15 protein-coding genes and 1 riboswitch are annotated in these 14,091 nt (G+C 63.0%); of the genes, 11 read left to right on the top strand and 4 right to left on the bottom strand.

Annotated features, from left to right (window positions below; all coding sequences use genetic code 11):
- Positions 1-19: 19 nt before the first annotated feature.
- On the top strand, positions 20-643 hold the full coding sequence (locus tag ABH922_RS05605) for a Type 1 glutamine amidotransferase-like domain-containing protein (RefSeq protein WP_424805985.1): 624 nt from the start codon (positions 20-22) through the stop codon (positions 641-643).
- Positions 644-676: 33 nt separating this feature from the next.
- Here ABH922_RS05605 and ABH922_RS05600 read toward each other — a convergent pair whose 3' ends face one another.
- Entirely contained in the window at positions 677-1,009 is a 333-nt protein-coding gene (locus ABH922_RS05600; protein ID WP_424805984.1) for a hypothetical protein, read from the bottom strand.
- A 565-nt stretch (positions 1,010-1,574) separates the two neighbouring features.
- On the opposite strand from ABH922_RS05600, the gene ABH922_RS05595 reads away from it, so the two are divergent.
- Positions 1,575-1,847, top strand: a complete 273-nt coding sequence (locus tag ABH922_RS05595) for a GNAT family N-acetyltransferase (RefSeq protein ID WP_424805983.1) — start codon at positions 1,575-1,577, stop codon at positions 1,845-1,847.
- Between the two features lie 22 nt (positions 1,848-1,869).
- Here ABH922_RS05595 and ABH922_RS05590 read toward each other — a convergent pair whose 3' ends face one another.
- Positions 1,870-3,438, bottom strand: coding sequence for a carboxylesterase/lipase family protein (locus ABH922_RS05590; protein ID WP_424805982.1), 1,569 nt, complete (start codon positions 3,436-3,438; stop codon positions 1,870-1,872).
- Between the two features lie 103 nt (positions 3,439-3,541).
- Positions 3,542-3,637: riboswitch (TPP riboswitch) on the top strand.
- Here ABH922_RS05590 and ABH922_RS05585 point away from each other — a divergent pair.
- The 7 genes from ABH922_RS05585 to ABH922_RS05555 all read left to right on the top strand — a co-directional run bounded on the left by ABH922_RS05585 (position 3,625) and on the right by ABH922_RS05555 (position 9,950).
- A complete protein-coding gene (locus tag ABH922_RS05585; protein ID WP_424805981.1) occupies positions 3,625-4,350 on the top strand; it encodes a TenA family protein in 726 nt (241 codons plus the stop codon). Its footprint overlaps the riboswitch before it by 13 nt.
- Positions 4,335-5,378: an ABC transporter substrate-binding protein gene (locus ABH922_RS05580; protein ID WP_424805980.1), complete on the top strand. Its 1,044-nt coding sequence runs from the start codon at positions 4,335-4,337 to the stop codon at positions 5,376-5,378. Before ABH922_RS05585 ends, ABH922_RS05580 begins: the two co-directional genes overlap by 16 nt.
- Positions 5,356-6,159: an ABC transporter permease gene (locus tag ABH922_RS05575; RefSeq protein WP_424805979.1), complete on the top strand. Its 804-nt coding sequence runs from the start codon at positions 5,356-5,358 to the stop codon at positions 6,157-6,159. The genes ABH922_RS05580 and ABH922_RS05575 overlap by 23 nt, the downstream gene beginning before the upstream one ends.
- Positions 6,160-6,185: 26 nt before the next feature.
- Positions 6,186-6,953, top strand: coding sequence for an ABC transporter ATP-binding protein (locus ABH922_RS05570; RefSeq protein WP_424809575.1), 768 nt, complete (start codon positions 6,186-6,188; stop codon positions 6,951-6,953).
- Between the two features lie 289 nt (positions 6,954-7,242).
- Positions 7,243-7,797 (top strand): LysM peptidoglycan-binding domain-containing protein, encoded by a 555-nt coding sequence (locus tag ABH922_RS05565; protein WP_424805978.1) that lies wholly within the window; start codon positions 7,243-7,245, stop codon positions 7,795-7,797.
- Positions 7,798-7,963: 166 nt separating this feature from the next.
- Positions 7,964-8,491 carry a hypothetical protein gene (locus ABH922_RS05560; protein ID WP_424805977.1) on the top strand — a complete coding sequence of 176 codons (528 nt, stop codon included), beginning with the start codon at positions 7,964-7,966 and terminating at the stop codon, positions 8,489-8,491.
- A 106-nt stretch (positions 8,492-8,597) separates the two neighbouring features.
- Positions 8,598-9,950, top strand: coding sequence for a T3SS (YopN, CesT) and YbjN peptide-binding chaperone 1 (locus tag ABH922_RS05555; RefSeq protein ID WP_424805976.1), 1,353 nt, complete (start codon positions 8,598-8,600; stop codon positions 9,948-9,950).
- A gap of 40 nt (positions 9,951-9,990) precedes the next feature.
- Here ABH922_RS05555 and ABH922_RS05550 read toward each other — a convergent pair whose 3' ends face one another.
- Together ABH922_RS05550 and ABH922_RS05545 are read right to left on the bottom strand one after the other, a co-directional pair.
- Entirely contained in the window at positions 9,991-11,109 is a 1,119-nt protein-coding gene (locus ABH922_RS05550; RefSeq protein WP_424805975.1) for a methyltransferase, read from the bottom strand.
- 148 nt (positions 11,110-11,257) lie between these two features.
- Complete coding sequence (locus tag ABH922_RS05545) at positions 11,258-12,388, bottom strand: Glu/Leu/Phe/Val family dehydrogenase (RefSeq protein WP_424805974.1); 1,131 nt, start codon at positions 12,386-12,388, stop codon at positions 11,258-11,260.
- Positions 12,389-12,601: 213 nt separating this feature from the next.
- On the opposite strand from ABH922_RS05545, the gene ABH922_RS05540 reads away from it, so the two are divergent.
- Together ABH922_RS05540 and ABH922_RS05535 are read left to right on the top strand one after the other, a co-directional pair.
- The gene (locus tag ABH922_RS05540; protein ID WP_424805973.1) at positions 12,602-13,114 is read left to right on the top strand and encodes an Lrp/AsnC family transcriptional regulator; all 513 of its coding nucleotides are present in this window, start codon (positions 12,602-12,604) and stop codon (positions 13,112-13,114) included.
- A 46-nt stretch (positions 13,115-13,160) separates the two neighbouring features.
- On the top strand, positions 13,161-13,622 hold the full coding sequence (locus tag ABH922_RS05535) for a 6,7-dimethyl-8-ribityllumazine synthase (protein WP_424805972.1): 462 nt from the start codon (positions 13,161-13,163) through the stop codon (positions 13,620-13,622).
- Positions 13,623-14,091 lie beyond the last annotated feature (469 nt).

Below are 14,091 nucleotides of genomic sequence, written 5' to 3'. Positions count from 1 at the left end.
TGCGGGCGGCGCGGCACCGATGAAGCTGTTCCTCTCGTCGTACCGCTTCGGTGATCACCAGGAACAGTTCACGCAGTTGGTGGGGCGGGGCGCCCGGATCGCCGTGATCGCGGCTGCGGCAGACGCCTGGCCCGCACGCGCTCGCGCTTCGGCAGTCACCAGTGACGTAGTCGGCCTGTCCGCTGCCGCGTTCACTGCGGAGGAAGTCGATCTTCGGCATTACGAAGGCTCGGCGCAGCGCCTACGGCGAGATCTTCGCGGCTTCGACTGCCTGTGGGTGCGCGGTGGCAACACCTTCGTCCTGCGAGCACAGTTGGCCCGCACCGGAGCAGATCACGTCGTCGACGAATTGGTGCGCGGTGGGGAGTTGACCTATGCCGGGTACAGCGCCGGAGCATGCGTGGCGGGACCGACGTTGACCGGAATCGACGCAGCCGACGATCCGGCCGATGTTCCCGCGCACTGGGGAGTCGAAACTCTTTGGTCCGGGCTCCATTTCGTCGACTTCGCGATAGTTCCGCATGCCGGCGACTCGCTACTCGAAAACGCCGCCGTCACAGCCGCCACGATTCGCACTATCGACGCGGCCGGAATTCCTTACCGCGCCCTGTCCGACGAACAGGCCGTGATCGTCGATCAGTGAACCACTCCCCCGCCGATTCGGGCGAAGAGCGCGTCAGCCGTGTTCGGCAACCACTCCGTCCGCGGGCACCGGGATGCGCTGACGATCCAATCGTGCCCACGCGATTCCCCATCGCTTGACCGACACCTCGTCCGCGTCTTCGAGCAATGCGTTCATCAGCAGACGGGGGTTCTCCTGCCATGCCAGTTCTGCAGCATGGATCTCGGCCGAGGAGAACAGACCCGATGCCTCGAGGTCGCTGATCCACTCACCGATCTCGCCACGATGGATCCGCGCGATGGTTTCGTAACCGACACCTTTGTCGAGAAAGTCGTACGCGAAAATTGCGGAATAATAACTGTCTGACTCACGCTGCCCGAAAATCATGTGCATTCCTTCCTCGATGGCGTCCGACGAGGATTCGATGCGAACCTGTCTCCGGCCCGAGCCGAAAAAGTTTTTTCGGCAAAGCTGTAACGCTTCATCCATCCCCGACGATTCAAACGCTAATCCTCTGACGAAGACTTTGGGATGACAGCACGGAAACGATCTGATGACGTCTGCATTTCACGCCTGCTCCCCGGGATGCTGCCGGGGATGCACATCACGACCTGCGCACCCTGACCAGCATTTTGACCGAAACGCGACAAGTCGGTCGCTTTACGCGTTCACAGGAAAAAACCTTCGGTTTGATCCCACTATTTGAGATATCTTGGCGTCATGTCGAGTTTCGTACCCGTTCTCGCCATCGAACCCGGCCGCAAATCGCCAGTACAGGGCTATATCGCGGGCCCACAGGACAGCAGCATCATTCTGAGCGTTCGTCCAGTTTCGCTGTCGGCAACAGCAGCGATTCGCACTGGCAGACCGTCGTGATTCACGCCGCAGTAAAGTAACGGGCGACCCATTACCTGCTTCGAACGAAGCAGTCGAAGCTCGAACGGAGGCCGACATGTCGGTAACGGTGACGCACAATCGCGAGGCGACCCGCTTCGAAATCCACGTGGACGGCGAGCTCGCCGGATTCGCGGAATACACCGACGCCGACGGAGTTCGTGACATGCATCACACGGTGACCTACCCCCAGTTCCGCGGGCAGGGTCTGGCCGCGATCGTCGTGCGGGAAGCGCTCGAGAACTCCAGGGCTGCCGAACTGACGATTCGCCCGACATGCTCGTACGTCGCAAAGTTCATCGACGACAATCCCGAGTTCCAGACCAGGTGACCGGCCACCGGGCCACACCGGTTCACTGGAAACCCATGACCTCGTTTCCCCACGCGGTCCTCAATCCATGGTCCGGATCGTCCAGCAGTACGTCGACGGTGTCGATGATCAACGTTGAACGGCGTTCGGCGTCGTAGGGCGCCCAGTGCTTCGAGCCGTCCAGCGCCGCCGGTACCGCATGTGCTGCAAATGCCAGCCATCGGCGCTGAACCCTGCCCGCCACCTCCATTGCCGCCTTGCGACCCCCGAGCCAGAACGTCGGATCGACGTTCAACGTCCCGAAGTTCCCGAACACGTACGGCAGTTCGGTAGCGTGCCCGGCGCCGATCCGCGCGGCTTTGAGCATCGGAGTTGCGTGATCGAAGCGGTACAACCACGTCGGGGAATGCCTGGAATGAGCGTCCGCAATCCACAACGACGGCATCCGGAACGCAGCATCGGTCGAAAGCGCCAGCACACCAGAAGGTTTCGCGTGGTCCGGGTATGCAGACATGATCTCGGCCAACTTGGTCGGCGACATGTCGGGGTGATCGTCTGCCAGAAGTTGCAACATCGCTTCCACCGACTGCGCACTCACCGGCATCAACGGGGATTTCATGAACTTGAAGATCGAAGCCTCGTCCTTGTTCGATCCGATGATGAGCGGAATTCGGTGCGCATAACCCTTCTGAAATGCCGCAACCGGGTAGTGCGGCACCAACTTCCGGTCGACAACCGGTGCCATCGCCAGGGTGCCGGGAGTTCGCTGCGGAATCTCGTTGACAAGCTCGTCGCTCGCAGCGACGATAACTGCTAGATCAAGATCACGAAGTGATCCGGCGTCCTCGGGATTGATCGAGAGCAATTCGAGGAAACGCGCAGCCACGGTCCTCGCTCGCTCGGCACCGTAGACCGATGTCGCCGGCGGGCTCTGCGCGATCGCGCGGTGAAACAACCCTTCCGCGCTCGGGCACGTCATCAGCGTCGTGATGGAACCCGCACCGGAGGACTCACCGAACACGGTGACTTCGTCAGGATCACCGCCAAATGCATCGATATTGTCACGCACCCACTCGAGTGCGGCAATCTGATCTCGCAGACCACAATTCGATTCGAATTCCACGTCGGGGGTCGAGAACGCAGAGAGGTCGAGGAAGCCGAGCGCACCCACTCGGTAGTTGAACGACACCAGCACGACATTGCCGGATTCGACCAGGTGCCGACCGTCGTAGATCGTCTGGGCGGCGGAACCGAGACAATAGGCGCCTCCGTGGATCCACACCATCACCGGCAGCAGTTCTCCACTGGGCTCCGGCGCCCACACGTTCACGGACAGGCAGTCCTCGTCGATCACGAAGGCCCGATCGATCGGCACCGCCGGGCTCTGCCCCTGCGGTGCGATCGGTCCGAAATCCCGACACTCGCGAACATCGCTCCACGGTTCGGGCGGCACCGGGGCTCGGAATCGACGCTCGCCCACCGGCGCCGCCGCATAGGGAATGCCTTTCCAGGCATATACCGATCCGTCATGGTGTCCACGTACCGCGCCCGAACGAGTAGGCACTACCAGAGTTCCGTCCTCGATCGCTTCCGGTCGAACTTCGGTCTCCATACCGCAATCCCCTCACGCCCCGAACCTGGCCCGATCTCCACCAAACGTACCAACGTCCCGAAGGCGCGGCAGCCCGCCCGAACCCTCGGTGTTAAGGTCGGTGAGTTCTGACACGGGGTGCTCCGCACGGGCGGGGCTGAGAACACACCCGGGAACCTGATCAGGTAATGCTGACGAAGGGATGTCATGGCTACTACACAGCCTGCACACACGCCTGTCGCTATGTCGACGGGCCGCTTCACCGATCACCTGTGGTCCGAGATCACGGAACTCCGCACCGCGATCGACTCCCTGGAGTTCTTGCGCCGACTCGGCGACGGAACTCTGCCGCTGGAGAACTTCCGGTTCTATCTCGAGCAGGACAAGCTCTATCTGGAGGGATACGCGACCGCGTTGGCGCTGGTCGCCGCTCACGCTCCCGACCCGGTTTCCGCGGGCTTCTGGGCCAATTCCGCGTTCACGACGGCCACGGTGGAGTCTTCGCTGCACGACGGACTACTCGCGGGCGACACCCTCCCCGCCGGCTCCGGCCTGCCGGAACACTCACCCGCATGTCTGGGCTACGTGTCGTATCTGACGGCCACCGCTGCAACTGCGCCCTATGCCGTCTCGGCGGCTGCCGTGCTGCCGTGCTTCTGGATCTACGCGGAAGTCGGACGCGAGCTCGCTGCATCGGCCCGTCAAGTACTCGACGCCGATCCGTCACATCCGTACGCGCAGTGGGTAACCACGTACGATGCCCCGGAGTTTCACGAATCAGTGGCTGCGGCACGCGAACTCGTCGACACCGCAGCAGCGGCCGCTACCGAGGCCGATCGAGCGGCGATGAGCAAGGCGTTCCGCATCGCCAGTCGCTACGAGCTGATGTTCTGGGATTCCGCCCTGAACGTACAGCCGTGGCCGGCGTCGTGACGTCCTTCGCGGCCTTGCGCCGGGCACTGTCCACCTCGGCCGCCGTCGCCCTGGCCTTGACGGTGGTGACCGGGTGCGCCGCCGGCAGCGAATCTTCGCCGAACACCATCAGATTCGCTCTGGACTGGACACCGAACACCAACCACACCGGTATCTACGTCGCCCTGCAGGAGGGGTACTTCGCCGACGCCGGTCTCGACGTGCAGATCCTGCCGTACAACAATACGGCGCCGGACACCCTGGTGGATGCGGGCAACGCCGAGTTCGGAATCAGCACGCAGAGCCAAGCCACGTTCGCGGGCGCGGCCGGTGCCGATACCGTCTCCGTCATCGCACCACTTCAACACCGAGCCACCGGGATCGGGGTGAAGGCCGATCGGACCGACATCACCCGCCCACGAGATCTGGACGGAAAAACCTATGCCGGTTTCGGAGATCCGGGCGAGGTCGAGACGCTACAGCAGATAATCCGGAACGACGGCGGTACCGGCGACTTCGAGTCCGTGACACTCGGCACCTCCGCGTACGAAGCCGTCTACTCGGGTCAAGCCGACTTCACCGTCTCCTACTTCGCGTGGGAAGGCCTCGAGGCCCAGCACAACGGAACACCGATGCGGTACTTCCAGTACACGGATTTCGGTTTCCCCGACGAGTACTCCATCGTCATCGACGGAAATCGGCAATGGCTGAGTGCGCATCCCGATCAGGCCCGCCAGTTCGTACAGGCCGTGCAACGCGGATATCGAACTGCCGCAGAGGACCCCGACAAGGCAGCGCAGGATCTGATAGACGCCAATCCCGGGGTCTTCACCGACGAGAATCTCGTCCGCGAGAGCCAACGGATGCTTGCCGCCGATTACATGAAGGACGCAAACGGCGTCGTCGGTACCCAGAATCTCGAAACCTGGTCGGGTTACTCGGGTTTCCTGTTCGACCACGCGCTGCTGGCCGGACCGGACGGTAAGACGTTGACCGCCAAGCCCGACTGGTCGGAGTACTTCACCAATGAGTATCTCGACGCGTCCTGACCCGGTGCGGCGGTTCACCAAAGCCACCCGGAACGTTCTACCGGCCCTGATGGTTCTGGTTCTGCTCGTCCTCGCGTGGCAGGTCTACGTCGACGTGAGCGGAATCAGGCCGCAAGTTCTCCCGTCCCCCGCACGGGTGCTCTCCCAAGGGTGGGACAACCGCTCGGTGATCGCCGGGCACGCCGCGTCGACACTGCAGGTGACGGTGATCGGATTCACGGTTTCGCTCGCGCTGGCGTGGTTGCTGGCGATCGTGGTCGACTTCTCGCCGTGGCTCGCACGGGCGCTGGTTCCGCTGTTCGTTGTCTCGCAAACCCTGCCGATCATCGCCATTGCACCGCTGATGATCATCTGGTTCGGCTTCGGCCTCTTGCCGAAGATACTGGTCATCGCGCTCGCGACCTTCTTCCCGATGACCATCGGCCTCGTCGAGGGCTTCGCGGCCGCCGACCGCGAGGCAGGCGCTCTCCTGCGAAGTATGGGTGGGTCACGATGGCAGGAGTTCAGGTATGTCCGCCTTCCGTCGGCGATTCCACGATTCTTCACCGCCCTGCGGATAGGTATCACCTACGCGGTGGTGGGTGCGGTGTTCTCGGAGTACGTCGGTGCGACATCCGGTCTGGGGATTTACATGAGCACCCAGAAGAACTCGTTCCGAACGGACCTGGTGCTCGCGGCCGTCCTGGTCACCGCGGCCATCAGCATCACCTTGTACCTGTTGACATTTGCCGTGGAACGAGTCGTCGCGCCGTGGGCACTGCAGAGGAGGCCTCCGGCGTGAGAGAAGATTCGGTGACCGACGAGAAGATGGTCGAGATTCGCGATCTCACCAAATCGTTTGCAACCGGCGGCGAATCGCGACTCGTGCTCGATTCGGTGTCCTTCTCGGCAGACGTCGGTGAATTCGTCTCGGTGATCGGACCGAGCGGGTGCGGCAAGAGCACCGTCTTCAACGTCGTCGCCGGGCTCGAAGAGCCGACCTCCGGCACGGTGGAAATTGCCGGACGGCCGGTGGCCTCGGCGATCCGCGGCGAGGTGCCGACTGCATACATGCCACAGAAGGATCTGCTGTTCCCCTGGCGATCGATACTCGACAACACCGCTCTCGGACTCGAAGTCCAGGGCGCGAGCAAGAAGCAAGCCCGCCACCGCGCCCGAGAACTCTTCCCGCCCTTCGGTCTGTCCGGCTTCGAGGACGCCAGACCGGCACAGCTGTCCGGCGGCATGCGGCAACGAGCAGCCATGCTGCGCACCGTGGTTCAAGGCAAGCCGGTTCTTCTTCTCGACGAGCCGTTCGGCGCACTGGACTCGCTGACCCGAACCGACATGCAGTCCTGGTTGCAGGAGGTGTGGCAGCAGTACCGCTGGACGGTGCTGATGATCACGCACGACATCCGTGAGGCCATCTATCTCTCGGACAAGGTCGTCGTACTCTCGGCTCGACCGGCGCAGGTCCGACGCATCGTGACCGTTCCGTTGCCACGGCCGCGAGAGTTGTCCATGATCACCTCACCGGAATTCGCCGCAGTGGAGCGTGAACTGCTCGAAGTACTGCACGAATCCGCCCGCGAGTAGTCAATTACTGAGAATGAACTGAGAATTCGTTCGGTTCATTCGATGGTCAGCGCCCGTCAACGTCGCGTTTACGACCGGCTTGTCCAGGCTCGCGAAAATATCACCCAAATCGGCTTAATATCAGCAGGATCGAAACTCTGGCCGGTATCGCGTGCCACGATGCACACTTCGTCGTACCATTCGATGACGTACACTCGGTCGCCTACGAGATCATTGCTCAGCGGATAGCTGAGCGATCAGATGGGCTCGTGGTGTCACAGTCATCGTTACATTTTCGGAAAGGGACAGCGTGAGCACACTGCAGTCAGGTCAGAGCCTCGGAGTCGGACAAGAACTCAAGTCCGACAACGGTTCCTACTCCCTCACCTTGCAGGACGACGGCAACTTGGTCCTCTCGGAGAACGGGCAGGCCGTCTGGGCCGCCGGTACCAACGGGTCCGGAGCGAACCGTGCCGAGGTGCAGGACGACGGCAACTTCGTCATCTACAAGGATTCCGATGCAGTATGGGCGTCGCAGACGTCGGGCAACAGCGGCGCGTCGCTCTCGGTGCAGGACGACCGTAACGTCGTTCTCGCCGCGGGCGGAAACGTACTGTGGTCCTCCGACACAGCCGTCGAGGCACCCCCGGCACCCGAACCCGAGGCTGCCCCGGCACCCGAGCCCCAGGCTGCTCCCGCAGCTCCGGCGGCGCAGACGTACACCGTTGCCGGTGGCGACACTCTGTGGGCGATCGCCGAGCGTTTCTACGGTGACGGAAACCAGTACCAGCGCATTGCAGATGCCAACGGTATCGCCAACCCGGACCTCATCAACGCCGGACAGGTTTTGACCATCCCGGCTTGAGTCGAGCGCAGCAAGGCCCTGGATTCCCCGCGAATCCAGGGCCTTGCTCGTTGCTGCAACAGGTTTCATTCCGTCTCCGTCGATCTCGGCGATCGATCACCGATGTGCCGTCCGAGCCGTTCGTCACCTAAAGTACGTTCGTAGGTTTTCGGAAGGACGGGACTACATGAAAGACAAAACGGTCATCGTGGCCGCGGCCGTCGTCGCCGGGATCTCGCTGACCTCCGGTCTGGTGTTCGGCGGAGCGGTCGGCGCCTTCGGTGTCGGCGGCCCGGTGGTGACGCCGCCCGAACTGGTGTCCACGGTCAGCGCGGACACGGTCGCCGGCATCGAACCGGCGGTGTTCTACAACTCGGTCACCGCTCCCCCGGTCGCCATACCGCCGTCCCCGACCTGGCGTGTCGCCGAGCCTTCCGCTGCTCCCCGCAATCAGCCGCTGGTGGTCACGACAACTGCGGCTACGACCACTGCGACCACGACGAGCACCACCTCGCCGAGCGCCACGTCGACGACGACCGGCACCTCCACCCCTTCGACCGGCGTCAGCACCAGTTCCGCCACCACGACGACTGCAGCGACCGCATCCCCGAGCGCGACCGTCACCACGGGATCGACTCCGCTGACAGTCGAGATCACCACCACGGCTGATCGTGGTGATCGGAGACCCCCGGTCACCCCGACCGGCCACCGCTGATCCGAATCACCGCCGCTGCATCGCTCGACGAAAGACATCCGGCCGACCGGGATGTCGGAGACTACGGCTACCGTATTGTCTGAGCTTTTGTGGAAGGAGGTGCCTGATGCCCACACGCGGTTTCGATCTCGACGCCGGCGTCGAGCGAGCATGGGCGGATTTCCAGCGTCGCCTCGCCGACCACGTTTCCGTCATGGTCGACGGTGATGTGCTCGCGGTCGAATCGGCAACCGGCGATTTCGACCCGGCCGACGGATCCGCACCCTGCGTGCAGTTCATGATCTGGGACGGCGACATGGTGCGGTGTGAAGTGCCGTCCAACAATTTTCTGCATCCACGCTATCGGCTGCACGACGCCGACGAGCAGACTCTGATCGCACTGGGGTGGCAGCCGCCGTTCCGGGACGACGCCGGTTACGACGCCAACGACTCCCCGGCATTCTGCGTCGACAAACGACAGAACTGGTCGGACCAGCTCGCGTCGATGGCCGTGTCCGCGTTTCGGGAGGTGTTCGGAGTCCAGCACCCGACCTTCTTGACCAGCGATTTTACCGGCGACGCGAATACTCCGGCCTTCGATCCGGCCGCGGTCGAACCGGAGCAGTTGCCTGCCGTCGACGCCACGACTGCATATCTACCCCACGACATCGATCATCTCAAGGAAATGGTGACGGTGGCCTTGATCCCCGTGCTGGGTGGGCTACCCGAACGCGACGCGGACGGCGACATTCCGATCCGGGTCGGGGCAACCGTGATGTTCGTCGGGCCGCTGTCGGAGTCGCTGGACGTCCAGTTGTTCTCCCCGCTGGTTCAGGACATCAGCAATCGCACCCGCGCATCGGAGGTCGTCGCCGACCTCAACCGCAAGTGGTCACGCATCAAGTTCGTGTTGATCGACGATCGGTTGTCGGTGTTCACCGAAGTTCCAGGATCACCTTTCGTCCCGAAACATCTCACCGACACCTGCGCTGCACTGACGTCGTTCCTGCGCACCGTCGACGAGGAGTTCGCGGAGCGAATGGGCGGCGAGCTCTTCTTCACCAGCAAGAACGGTGAGTCGAACTCCGCCGGAAACGCTCTCGCGTTGGAAGATCTTCCGCCTGAGCTGGAGACACTCCTGCATCTCGATCTCGATGTCACCGACGAACTCGATGCCGTCGCCGACGTGTGTGGGCGCGACCGCGATCTGATTCTGCAACTGCTTCACATCAGTAACGAGTGGCAGATTCAGCTCCGGCATCAGGCCACCGACGCTCACAGCCGAGGTGACTCCGACGAGGCAGCGGGATGCGAAGAGCAGGTGGTCGGATGGGAACGGATGGTCGATCGCCTTCGCGGCGCACTACGCCTGGTGGTGTTGCCCGATGCGAAGTCGGATGTTCCCGTCAAGCCGCAGCCCGAGCAGATGGGCCTGTTCGCGGATCCTCGTCAACAGACGCTGTTCGACGACCCGTCGTAACGATCCGGACCGGTCGAACGGCACGGTGACCCGGCAGGTGTCAGCGCCGGCGTAGCCGCCACAGGGACGTCGTCTCGCGTGCCCGAGCGGCATGCAGCACGTCGGAACGATCGAATACCTTGCCGTGGTCGGGTTTGACGTCGAGTCGGTCGATCACGGTCAGTCCACCTGCGGCGATCATCGCGTGCAATTGGCCTCGGGTTCGCAGACCGAGATGTTCGGCGATGTCGGAGAGGATCAGCCACGCTTCGCCGTCGTGGTCGAGATGCGCCGCCACACCGGTGAGGAAGCCTTCGAGCATGGCACCGGCCGGATCGTAGACGGCATATTCGATCGGCGAGGTGGCCTTCGCCGGGATCCACGGCGGGTTGCACACCACCAGTGGCGCCGTCCCCGTGGGAAAGAGGTCTGTCTGCAGCAGCTTCACTCGATCGGCGTAGCCGAGTGCGGTGAGGTTGTCGTGGGCGCAGCGCAGTGCTCGCGGGTCCTGGTCGGTGGCGGTGACCGAACGGATTCCACGGCGAGCGAGGACCGCGGCGAGGACTCCGGTACCGGTTCCGATGTCGAAGGCGGAAGTGGTCGACGGCAACGGTGCGGTCGCGACGAGGTCGACGTACTCGCCGCGGACCGGCGAGAACACGCCGAAGACAGGGTGAATCCTGGCATCGAGCGCGTCGATGCGTACCCCGGTTCGGTGCCATTCACCGGCGCCTATCGCTCCCATCACGTCGCGAAGTGAGCGAACCGACGGCATGTCGTGAATTCCGAATGCATCGGTCAGCGCCGCACGTGCCTCCGGCGCGCGACGAAGTGTGATGGACAGGTCCGCGGCCAGGGGAACCAACAGCATCCCGAGGATCCGGGCACGACGGCCCTGGGTCTGGCGGTGAAGGTGAAATGCCGTCGCCGGATCGTCCGAGGTCTTGCGCGGCTTTCGATCCATCCGAGCGGCGACGGCTTTGGAGAGCTGTCTTCCATTGTGGAAGTCTCCGCGCCACAGCAGCGCAGTTCCCTCGCACGCCAATCGGTAGGCGTCGTCGGCCTTGGTCGTGTCATCGGCGACGATCACCCGCTTGGGTGCAGCCGCGCCACTGGTGGAGCCCCAACGAGCCGATCGCTCGACGCCGTCTTCGGTCCATGTCACGAATTGATCGGTCATGCTTGCCCTTCCGGCGCCGAACGTGGAGCGGATAGGGCACACGACGCGTGGCGGCCGGTCTACCGCCGGGGTGAACCAGAACGGCATATCTGCTTTGTCTGGTGTATACCCTAGCGGGAACCGGCCGCGTTGCTCGACAGTGCTTACGTCAGCTGGCGGAACCTCGGTTGGCGGCGCGGCGCGCGGCCTCGGCGATGCGCGCTTCGGCAACCGCGTCCGCGGCGGCACCGGCGAGGATCGAGTCGCTCTCGGCCTTGGTGAAGATCTCGGCGACGGTATCGAAGATCTTCTCGACAGCGGCTGTGACCTCGGCGGCGGAACTACCCTTCAGCTCGCCTGCGACCTGGATGAGACCGCCACCGTTGGCGACGTAGTCCGGCGTCCAGGTGATGCCACGATCCCGAAGGACCTGTTCCACCGCAGGAACCGTGAGTTGGTTGTTCGCAGCGCCGCAGACCACCTCGGCGGTGATCGAGCGAGCCGTCACGTCGGAGAGTGTTGCGCCCATTGCGCACGGTGCGTAGACGTCCAGTTCGGCATCGATGACACTGCCCACGACGGTGACCTGAGGGAAATCCGCCTTGACGCGATCGAGCGCGGGCGAGTAGACGTCGGTGGCCAGTACGGTGGCGCCCTCTGCGACGAGGAGCTTGATCAGTTCGTATCCGACCTTGCCCGTGCCTTCGACGCCGACGGTCTTTCCGGCCAGGGACGCAGAACCCCAATGAGATTGGGCAGCTGCACGCATCGAGACGAACACACCGAGCGCTGTCATCGGTGCACTGTCTCCCGAGCCGCCGGCTTCGGTGTTGCGGCCGACGACGAACTCCGTGTGGCGGCCCATGACGTCGAGGTCGTTCGAGTTGGTTCCGACGTCGCCTGCGGTGATGTAGCGACCACCGAGCGTCTGGACGAACTTGGCGTAGGCACTGAGCAACTCTTCGCTCTTGAGCGATGCCGGGTCGCCGACGATGACCGCTTTGCCGCCGCCGAGATCGACACCTGCCACTGCGGCCTTGTATGTCATTCCGCGCGAGAGACGCAAAACATCTGTGACAGCCGATGATTCGTCCGCGTAGGGATAGAAGCGCGTGCCACCGAGCGCGGGTCCGAGAGTCGTGGAGTGAATAGCCACGATGGCCTTGAGCCCACTCGCCGGGTCCTGGAAGAAGGTGATCTGCTCGTGGGGGTATTCACGCAGGTAGTCGCTTCGGTCGAAAATCTCCGACGACACTTCTTGGGTGGCAACGGAGTTCACAGGCTCAGCAGTGAGAGTCATTGTGGAATAGACCTTTCCGAAAGAGATACGCAGCGCTACGGAGAGCTGATGAGACGTGTGGTCTGAAAAGTCGAACCGTGAGGAAATGAACAGCCTGCTTGGCAGTTCGACAATCTAATAGTCGACCTAGGATAGGATTTGGTCAATACAATCGACTTGAACTAGTCAAATCGATCACTTGGTGACGGTCGTCACCGTGGAGAGGTTCACATAGTGCTCAGCATCGACAAGCTCGACGTGCAGCTACTCGGTCTACTCAGCAAGGATTCGAGGATGAGCGTGGCCGAGCTCGCCAATTCCCTGGGGGTCGCTCGAAACACCGTGCAGTCTCGAATGAAGCGGATGGAGTCGAACGGCCTTCTGACCGGCTTCCGGCCCAACCTGGACCTTCCGGAAGTCGGGATTCCGATCCAGGCGTTCGTCGGACTCGAACTCGAACAGGGCAAGATCGGCAACGTCGTCCACAGTCTCACCGAGCTGCCCGAGGTCATCGAGATCCATGCGACCACCGGTCGCGAAGACCTTCTGGTCCGGGTGGCCACGTCCACTCACGCCGCACTGCAGAAGCTGGTGGAGCAGATAGTGACACTTCGCGGTGTCACCCACTCGACGACGACGATCTCGTTGACCAACCCGTTGCCGTACCGCATCCAACCGCTGCTCGAACATCTGACGAACGACGCCGGGTGGGGACGTTCCACGGCACTGCCCAATCAGCAGAGTTAGTCCGGCCGGTCGAAACCGTTCTCGACGGTGCGCTAGTTTCAGTGGCATGAGTGGCAACGAGGGACAGCGCATCGCGTTCATTCAAGCAACGTGGCACCGCAACATCGTCGATCAGGCACGCGACGGATTCACCGACGAGATCGTCGAGCTGGGATACAACCGCGCGGACGTCGACTTCTTCGAGGTACCCGGCGCTTTCGAGATCCCACTACACGCGCGGCGCCTGGCACAGACCGGGCGCTACCAGGCAGTTGTGGCCGCCGGACTGGTCGTCGACGGCGGCATCTACCGCCACGATTTTGTCGCGACCGCCGTCATCGACGGACTGATGCGTGTCCAGCTGGATACGGATGTTCCTGTCTTTTCCGTGGTGCTCACTCCGCACCACTTCCATGAGCACGCCGAGCATGTCGAGTACTTCGGTGCGCACTTCGTGAAGAAGGGCGCCGAGGCCGCTCGTGCCGTGCACTCCACTCTGGAGTCGCTGAAGACGCTACCGACCGCCTGACGTCGTCACGACCGAGAGGTCGAGGCCGATTCCGGCTGGGTCGATCCCGAATCGACTCAGCCGGATTTTTTGTCGTCGCGGACGATCCGGCAACTCGTTCCGTCCCATTTCAGGCCCCGGCCTCACACCCGGACACACTCTCGACCGCTCCCCCCGGCGGTCGAGGTGCGTCCGGCCACAGCCGACACCGGTGCCCCGGTCGATGGCATCTGTCCACCCCCCCGTTCGGACTGATCCATGACCGCCCCCCTGGGTTGATGTCGACTCACCGAGTTAGATGCTGCCGGCGCGGATATGGTTCCCCTTCTTCTCCGGATTCCGCGTTGTCACGGACCAGAGCTACACCTTCGGGCTACATGGCAGAGCCCGGAGTTCGCATTCGATCGGTGTCGTCGAGTGCGCCCGGGCACTCGATCACCGGTGGACCACCCGGATCCCGTGCCACTTTCGCCGGTAGCGAAACCCGCAT

The organism is Rhodococcus sp. 27YEA15 (assembly GCF_049739425.1).
Taxonomy (GTDB): Bacteria; Actinomycetota; Actinomycetes; order Mycobacteriales; family Mycobacteriaceae; genus Rhodococcus_F.
The sequence above is the reverse complement of the archived record's forward strand: the minus strand, read 5'-3'. Positions and strand labels throughout refer to the sequence as shown.